The 307-nt window shown below is 39.1% G+C and carries 1 protein-coding gene; it reads right to left on the bottom strand.

Annotated elements, in window-relative coordinates; genetic code table 11:
* The coding region (locus AAEY72_RS14395) for a hypothetical protein (protein ID WP_352311191.1) at nucleotides 1–203 on the bottom strand (203 nt) is incomplete at its 3' end.
* Nucleotides 204–307: the final 104 nt, after the last annotated feature.

The following is a 307-nucleotide window of genomic DNA, read 5'->3' as shown; positions in this document are numbered from 1 at the left end:
ACATACAGATCAGAAGTGGAGTACTTCCCCAGCTGATTTCTTTCATCCATGACTTCAAACAGCTTGCTTCTGACCACTTCTTCGTGTGTTTTATCGTCAATCAACAGCAAATTAAGCTTCACGACAGCTCTATTGTAGGCTTCTTGAGTGGCTTCAAGTTGAAGGCTTTTATTGCTAGCTACTGATACACCGATCATGCTCATAAATAACTCCGCTACTAGAATCATCTGTAGCTACAGATGATTTTTTTAGGTTAATAAGTTGTTTGTACCAGCCTAAGATTATGCCAGTGAAAAACGAGAAGTAA

This window comes from Psychrobacter sp. W2-37-MNA-CIBAN-0211 (genome assembly GCF_040309405.1).
Classification (GTDB): domain Bacteria; phylum Pseudomonadota; class Gammaproteobacteria; order Pseudomonadales; family Moraxellaceae; genus Psychrobacter; species Psychrobacter glaciei.
The sequence above is the reverse complement of the archived record's forward strand: the minus strand, read 5'-3'. Positions and strand labels throughout refer to the sequence as shown.